Origin of the sequence: Burkholderia sp. 4M9327F10 (assembly GCF_005503145.1) — a bacterium.
Lineage (GTDB): Bacteria > Pseudomonadota > Gammaproteobacteria > Burkholderiales > Burkholderiaceae > Paraburkholderia.
In genome coordinates this window covers 107,098-114,283 of record NZ_SCNV01000025.1, presented here as the reverse complement: position 1 = coordinate 114,283, position 7,186 = coordinate 107,098, and the positions used below count along the sequence as shown (strand labels likewise).

The window sequence follows — 7,186 nt, the reverse complement described above, 5'->3', positions numbered from 1 at the left end:
TGCACCAGCAGGTCCAGACAGGCAATCGCCGCGGCGCCCGCGCCCGAGCAGACCAGCTTCACTTCGTCGAGCTTCTTGCCGACCACTTTCAGGCCGTTCAGGATCGCCGCGGACGCGATGATCGCGGTGCCATGCTGGTCATCATGGAAGACCGGAATCTTCATGCGCTCGCGCAGCTTCTTCTCAATGTAGAAGCATTCCGGCGCCTTGATCTCTTCGAGGTTGATGCCGCCGAGCGTCGGCTCGAGCATGGCAATCGCATCGACGAGCTTGTCCGGATCGGTCTCCGAGAGTTCGATGTCGAACACGTCGATACCGGCAAACTTCTTGAACAGACACCCCTTGCCTTCCATCACCGGCTTGGCGGCGAGCGGGCCAATGTTGCCGAGGCCGAGCACGGCCGTGCCGTTGGTGATCACGCCCACGAGGTTGCCGCGCGAGGTGTACTTCTGCGCGTCGAGCGGCTCGTCGTAGATCGCCATGCAGGCCGCGGCCACGCCCGGCGAGTACGCGAGTGAAAGGTCGAGCTGGTTCGATAGAGGCTTGGTCGGCGTGACCGAAATCTTGCCGGGGCGCGGAAACTGATGATACGCAAGTGCGTTTTGCTTGAACTGCTCGTCCATGTCATTGAGATAGAAAAGTAACGCGATGTGCAGGCGCAGCGATAGGCTTTGGACCGATCCACCCGGAGCAATATGCCTCGAATACCGCTTGAAAGGAACTTTACGCCGCCGGCTTACCAGCCTAGCGCCGAGTCCAGACGATGCCGCCGTGGGCATGCGACCACGCGACGGGATTGATCAGGAACGCCTGGAGTTCGTCGATGGCACGATCGTCCGCGAGGCTCTCCGCTTTTGCTGCTTCGAGCACGTCGTTCCAGTTGCACAGCGCATGAACGGTCACATCCCACGGCTTGAGCACTTCATCCGTTGGGAATACGCCGTATTCAAACACCACGAAGATGTCCTTGATCTGCACACCGACTTCATTGAGGGCGCGACAGAACTCCCGCTTGGACTCGCCGGCCGCAATCAGGTCATCGACGAGCAGCACGCGATCGCCGGGCTCAATAAGACCTTCGATCTGTGTCGAAGGACCGAGACCCTTCGCCTTTTTCCGGACATAGTGCAACGGCAGCTTGAGCGTGTCGGCGATCCATGCAGCCAGTGCAATACCGCTCGCCTCTGCCCCAACGATCGAGTCGAGTCCCTCCAGGCAGTTGCGCTCCTTCAGCAACTGCAGGCCCGCATTCACGAGATCGTGCCGAAGCTTCGGAAAGGAGATCAAACGTCGGCAGTTCATGTAGACCGGGCTCGTCCAGCCCGACGGCAGGCGAAACGGTTCGTCGATGCGGAACTGAACACAACCGGCTTCAATAAGCGCCTTCGCGACCGATGAGGTCAGTCCAGTATCTGTGCGTAAAATCGACATGCAAACTCCCTGCTCGTTATCCCGCGTAAAATCGGTTCGGAATGCCATCCTGCTTCACGTCACTGCTGCCCGGATCAGCCTCGTTAGCGAGAGTGCTGTAAACCCGCGGCTCGATCAGCGTCTCGGGGCGAAGTGCTTCATCGAGCTGCTTTTCGGTCATCAGGCCTCGGCGTAGCACCTCTTCGCGGATCGTCGAGTTATTGAGGTGCGCTTCGGACGCAACTGAAGTCGCATTTTTGTAGCCGATATACGGGTTCAGCGCGGTCGCCAGCGCGAGCGAACGCTCCAGCGTTTCGCGCAGGTGATCGGGGTTGGCCGTGATGCCGCGAACGCACTTGTCGGCGAGCGTTGTACAGGCCGCGGTCAGGTGCCTGAAGCTACGGAAAAGTGCGCTCGCAATGATAGGCTCGAACGCATTGAGCTGAAGCTGACCGCCTTCGGCAGCAAAAGTCACCGTGATGTCGTTGCCAAACACTTCAAATGCAACCTGATTCACCACTTCCGGAATGACCGGGTTGACCTTGCCCGGCATGATTGAGGAGCCGGCCTGCATCGGTGGCAGGTTGATCTCGTTAAGGCCCGCGCGCGGGCCACTCGACAGCAGCCGCAAATCGTTACACGTTTTGGAAAGCTTGACGGCGATGCGTTTCAGAACGCCGGAAATCTGGACGAACGCACCGCAGTCCTGTGTCGCTTCTATCAGGTTTGGCGCAGTGATCAGTTCGATTCCCGTGATGCTGCGAAGCGCTTCACAAGCCTTTTGTGCGTACTCGGGATGCGCAGTAATACCTGTGCCGATAGCTGTGGCGCCGAGGTTGATTTCGCGGATCAGTGCCGAAGCCTCACGCAGGCGGGCCATATCTTCTTCGAGCATAACCGCGTAGGTTGAAAACTCCTGACCCAATGTCATCGGAACGGCATCCTGAAGCTGGGTGCGGCCGAGTTTGAGAAATCCGGCGAACTCGGCGGACTTCGCGTCGAACGCGTCATGCAAATGGGCCATCGCTTCCAGCAGATGCTCGATCGCGAAGAAAGTCGCAATGCGCAACGCGGTCGGATAAACGTCATTCGTGCTCTGTGCAAGGTTCACATGTTCGTTGGGATGGAGGTAGATATATTCGCCCCGCGAATGGCCCATGATCTCCAGTGCGCGGTTGCAGATCACCTCATTCGCGTTCATATTGGTCGAAGTGCCCGCGCCGCCCTGGATCACGTCGACAACAAACTGGTCATGCAGATGACCTTCGCGCAACTCGACGCACGCCGCGACAATCGCATCGCGAAGTTCGGGTTTAAGCAGTCCGAGTTCAGCGTTTGCTTCTGCTGCGGCCTGCTTGACTGCCGCGAGTGCGATCACCAGATTCGGGAAGGTCGATATCTTTGTGCCCGAAATCTCGAAATTCTCCTTGGCGCGAAGTGTATGCACGCCGTAGTACGCCTCCTGCGGCACCAGGCGCTCGCCAAGCAAATCATATTCGGTGCGGTAGTTTGGGGTATTCATGTTTTCTCCGACAGGGATTACTCTCAGATCAGTTCGCAGGAGCAGAAAGACGCCACGACAGTTCGCCGTCCGCCATGAAAGTTTCGATAGACTTACCATCGCCGAGCGTGATGCTGCTTGGCGCATCGTTGCACTCACGCGTCAACGTGACGGTTCCCTCGTTCGGCGGAAGTCCGTAGAAGCGTCGACCATTTTCACTGGCGAACGCTTCGAACCGGTCGATTGCGTTTTCCTGCTCGAACACCGTCAGATACGCTTCGAGTGCAGTAGGTGCGCTAAAAATTCCCGCACAACCGCAAGCGGCTTCTTTGGTTCCTCGCTCGTGTGGCGCTGAATCAGTGCCCAGGAAGAACGAAGACGAACCGGAAGTCGCGACGCGACGAAGCGCACGACGGTGCTGTTCCCGCTTGAGCACAGGCAGGCAGTAATAGTGCGGGCGCAGTCCCCCGGTAAACATCGCGTTACGATTGAACAGAAGATGCTGCGGTGTGATGGTCGCAGCCAGCCGGCCGCTTCTGTCCGCCTCTACGAACTCGGCGGCCTGTTCAGTTGTGATGTGCTCGAGGACGACCTTGAGTGCGGGAAATTTTTCGAGCAGCGGCTTGAGCGTCTTGTCGAGAAACACCGCTTCCTTGTCGAAGACGTCCACGCCGGGATCCGTACTCTCGCCGTGGATCAGGAGCGGCATGCCAAGCTCCTCCATCACGTCGAGAACCTTCGCTATCTTGTCTGTGCTGGTCACGCCGTATTCGGAATGCGTCGTCGCTCCCGCCGGATAGAGCTTCACGGCGGTAAATACGCCCTCACTAAAACCCTTCCTGATCTCTTCAGGATCGGTGTTGTCGCACAGGTAGCACGTCATTAGAGGCACGAACGTCACGCCTGCCGGTACCGCAGCCAGAATACGGTCGCGATAGGCGCGCGCAGCTTCGACGTTCGTGACTGGCGGCTTGAGGTTCGGCATGACGATGGCGCGCGCAAACTGCCGCGCGGTATAGGGCAGCACGGCACGCAACATAGGCCCGTCGCGCAGGTGCAGATGCATGTCGTCAGGTCGACGAATGGTGACGGACTGAGCCATGGGAAATTCTCGAATGATTGGTATGAGTCAGAGATGATCGATGGTGTCGGCCAGCGCCCGAACACCGAGCATGAAATCGTCAATGTCCATCGCTTCGAGTGGATTGTGCGAACCGTTCTCGTTGCGGATGAAGAGCATACCGCTCGGGATGCCGGCGTTCGCAAACAGTGATGCATCATGCCCAGCACCGCTTGGGACGTTTTCGTAGGTCGTGCCATTACGCTCACACGCCTCAGCGAGCGCCGCACAGATTTTTTCGTCCATCACTGCGGGAGCCGATTCAAGTCGCCTGTCGAACTCGAATTTCACACCGCGCTCACGCGCGATTGACGCGCACTCGCTGCGCATCAGCTGGTAAAAGCCTTCGAGCGTTTCGTGGCTCTTGCTACGTGCCTCAAAGCTGAAGTTGACCGAACCCGGGATCCGGGAGATGGAATGTTCGGCAGGGTCCGTTCCGACGATACCCACCGTCACGACGAGGTCGATGCCGCGTTCGAGCAGTGCACGCCAGTGCTCATCCAGTCGCGTGATGAGTTCCGCGACCGCAAACATCGCGTCGTGACGAAGCCAGCGCGGCACGGCGCCCGAGTGCCCCGCCTCGCCGATACAGGTCACGCGGTTATGGCGTACATTGCCGCGAATGCCCGGCACCACGCCCAGCGGAATCTTGCGAGCCACCATGATCGGCCCCTGTTCGATATGCAGTTCGAGATACGCGGTGGCTTTTTTCTTGTCGAACAACAATTCCTGGGCAGCGATGGCGGCAGTATCCACGCCCACCTGTTCCATGTAGCTCGATAGCGGCTTTCCAGTCGACCGATGCTTGAGCTTCAGATCATCCGCGGAAAGCTTTCCGAAGATAGAGCCCGAACCCATATAAGCCTTGCCGAACCATGCGCTCTCTTCGCCGCGAAAGGCAATCACACGAAGCGGAGTGACCGATGACCGGCCACGCTGCTTCTGCACTATCAGACAAAGAAGGCCCGCAATGATGCCCGCAAGTCCGTCGAAGTTGCCGCCTTGCGGAACCGAGTCCATATGAGAGCCTACCCAGATGGATGCATCCTGTTCGCGTGTATCCGGGAGGCTGAAGATCAGATTGGCGGCACGGTCAGTTTCGACGTGCAACCCTTCGCTTTCAGCAAACTGCCGGAGATAGTTCGCCGTAGAGGTTTCGCCGTCACCGTAACTGTCGCGCGTAACGCCTACGCCATCAGAAGAAATTTCTCGAATGTCGTCGAAGAGTTTTTGAGCGAGCCCGGCAAGGTCTTGTATTTCCATGATGCCTGTCCAATTGTGCGATAAGCCGACCGCGGCCGGCGTCTGCCACTGACGGCTCACTCAGTAAGTCGCCAGTTCCCAGTCCTGAATTCAGCCGGATTGCTGGGCGAATCGTAGCCAGCGATCACTCAGTTGCTGATCCAGCTTCACCTGACCAGTCAGATCGCGAATGCTTTCGACGCCCATTTCGTCGCAATAGCCGTCAAGGCCGTCGATGATCTTCTGCATCACGCCGGGATCACGGAATGAAGCGGTACCGACCTGCACGGCGCTTGCGCCCGCGAGCAGGAACTCGACGGCATCCTCCGCGTTCTGGATCCCACCACAACCGATGATCGGAATGCGAACTGCCCTGTAGCACTGGTGAGTCAGGCGTAGCGCAATCGGCTTGATTGCAGGTCCGGACAGCCCCCCCATCACATTGCCGAGCTTCGGCTTGCGCGAACGCACGTCGATCGACATGCCAAGGACGGTGTTGCCCATTACGATCGCATCAGCACCGGCGTCCTCTGCGGCTCGCGCGATAGCGGCAATGTTGCCTGCGTTCGGAGTGAGCTTGACCCAGAACGGGTGATTCGTGCGACGGCGAATCGCCGACACGGCCTTGTAGGTTGTGTCCGCTTCCATGGCGAACGCCATACCGTCGGCTTCGAGATTCGGGCACGAAATATTTGCCTCAATCGCCGCAACTTCTGGCAGCGACATCTGATCACATGCCTCGGCGAATTCGTCAGCCGTATCGGCCGAAATCGACACGACAACCGGAGTGTCGAATTTCAGATACGGTGGCAGCACGTTTTCGCGGTAGTACTTGAGCCCCTTGCTCGGAATACCGATCGAATTGAGCATGCCGCTGTATGCGTCGCATACGCGCGGCGTGGGATTGCCGGCTCGGCATTTTGGCGACACACTTTTCACCACCAGCGCGCCTAACCGGTCGAGATCCAGCGCTTCCTGGTATTCGATTGCAAAGCAGCCTGACGCCGGCATAACGGGGTTGCGCAGAATCATGTCGCCAACCCGGACGGTCAAATTAGCCAAATTCCACCTCCCCCACGACTTCGCGGATAGGAAACACAGGACCTTCGCGGCAGACGCGAAGGAATTTACGGTCGCCATCGCAGTCGAAGAGACGCACGCACGAAAGGCAGACGCCCATACCGCACGCCATGCGTTGCTCCATAGCGACTTCACCGATGATCTGCGGGTAATCTGCAAGCAGACGTCGCAGCAGCATCAGTAGCCGGTGTGAGCCGCACGTATAAACGGCGTCCGGGCGCTGCTCGTCGATCAGCTTGCGAAGCAGCACTTCCATGGCTTCGACTGACGAACTGCCATCGGTATCGAAAACGCTGCGCACGTCGGCGCGCGCCCCCCGAAGGAATTCCCTTTCCATCAGGTCGGCGGAAGAACGTGCCGACATGACTGCAGTGATATCGACACCAGCCTTCGCGGCGTCCTTGATCAGCGGAGCCATAGTCGCAAGGCCCACGCCTCGCGCCAGGACGAGAATGCGGCGGTACTCAGGACTGAAGTTGAACGTGTTGCCGAGCGGTCCCACGATATCCATGTAGCCGCTCTCCGGCAGGGTCGCCATCGCCTTGGTGCCAACGCCGGTGACGTTGTAGAGGAACTCGATCCGGTTATCCTCTGGACCGGCGCCATACACGCTCATCGGTCGCAGCAGGAACGGCTCATGCTCCAGCGTCGCGGGACACTTGAGCTGGTAAAACTGTCCGGCCCCGGTGATGCGGGCGATTGGTGCGTCCGCTTCCAGGCGGATGTACTTGTATCGCTGGTTGACCCAGTAGTGCTCGACTACCTTGCAGCGATACGAGGCAACGGTGGCAGCGGCGTTCGAGCCGCAGCACGGGCTTGCTGACATGATGGTG

7 protein-coding genes are annotated in these 7,186 nt (G+C 58.8%); all 7 read right to left on the bottom strand.

The window, feature by feature from the left end; genetic code table 11:
* The coding region (locus FFS45_RS22225) for a malic enzyme-like NAD(P)-binding protein (RefSeq protein ID WP_283204770.1) at positions 1–623 on the bottom strand (623 nt) is incomplete at its 3' end.
* Positions 624–744: 121 nt separating this feature from the next.
* Positions 745–1,431, bottom strand: a complete 687-nt coding sequence (locus FFS45_RS22220) for an orotate phosphoribosyltransferase (protein ID WP_137956774.1) — start codon at positions 1,429–1,431, stop codon at positions 745–747.
* A gap of 16 nt (positions 1,432–1,447) precedes the next feature.
* Positions 1,448–2,932: an aspartate ammonia-lyase gene (gene aspA / locus FFS45_RS22215; RefSeq protein WP_137956785.1), complete on the bottom strand. Its 1,485-nt coding sequence runs from the start codon at positions 2,930–2,932 to the stop codon at positions 1,448–1,450.
* Between the two features lie 28 nt (positions 2,933–2,960).
* On the bottom strand, positions 2,961–4,013 hold the full coding sequence (gene pyrC, locus FFS45_RS22210; protein ID WP_137956773.1) for a dihydroorotase: 1,053 nt from the start codon (positions 4,011–4,013) through the stop codon (positions 2,961–2,963).
* A 27-nt stretch (positions 4,014–4,040) separates the two neighbouring features.
* Entirely contained in the window at positions 4,041–5,294 is a 1,254-nt protein-coding gene (locus tag FFS45_RS22205) for an allantoate amidohydrolase (protein ID WP_137956784.1), read from the bottom strand.
* A 90-nt stretch (positions 5,295–5,384) separates the two neighbouring features.
* Positions 5,385–6,335, bottom strand: a complete 951-nt coding sequence (locus tag FFS45_RS22200; protein ID WP_137956772.1) for a dihydroorotate dehydrogenase — start codon at positions 6,333–6,335, stop codon at positions 5,385–5,387.
* Positions 6,328–7,179 (bottom strand): dihydroorotate dehydrogenase electron transfer subunit, encoded by an 852-nt coding sequence (locus FFS45_RS22195; protein ID WP_137956771.1) that lies wholly within the window; start codon positions 7,177–7,179, stop codon positions 6,328–6,330. Before FFS45_RS22195 ends, FFS45_RS22200 begins: the two co-directional genes overlap by 8 nt.
* Positions 7,180–7,186: the final 7 nt, after the last annotated feature.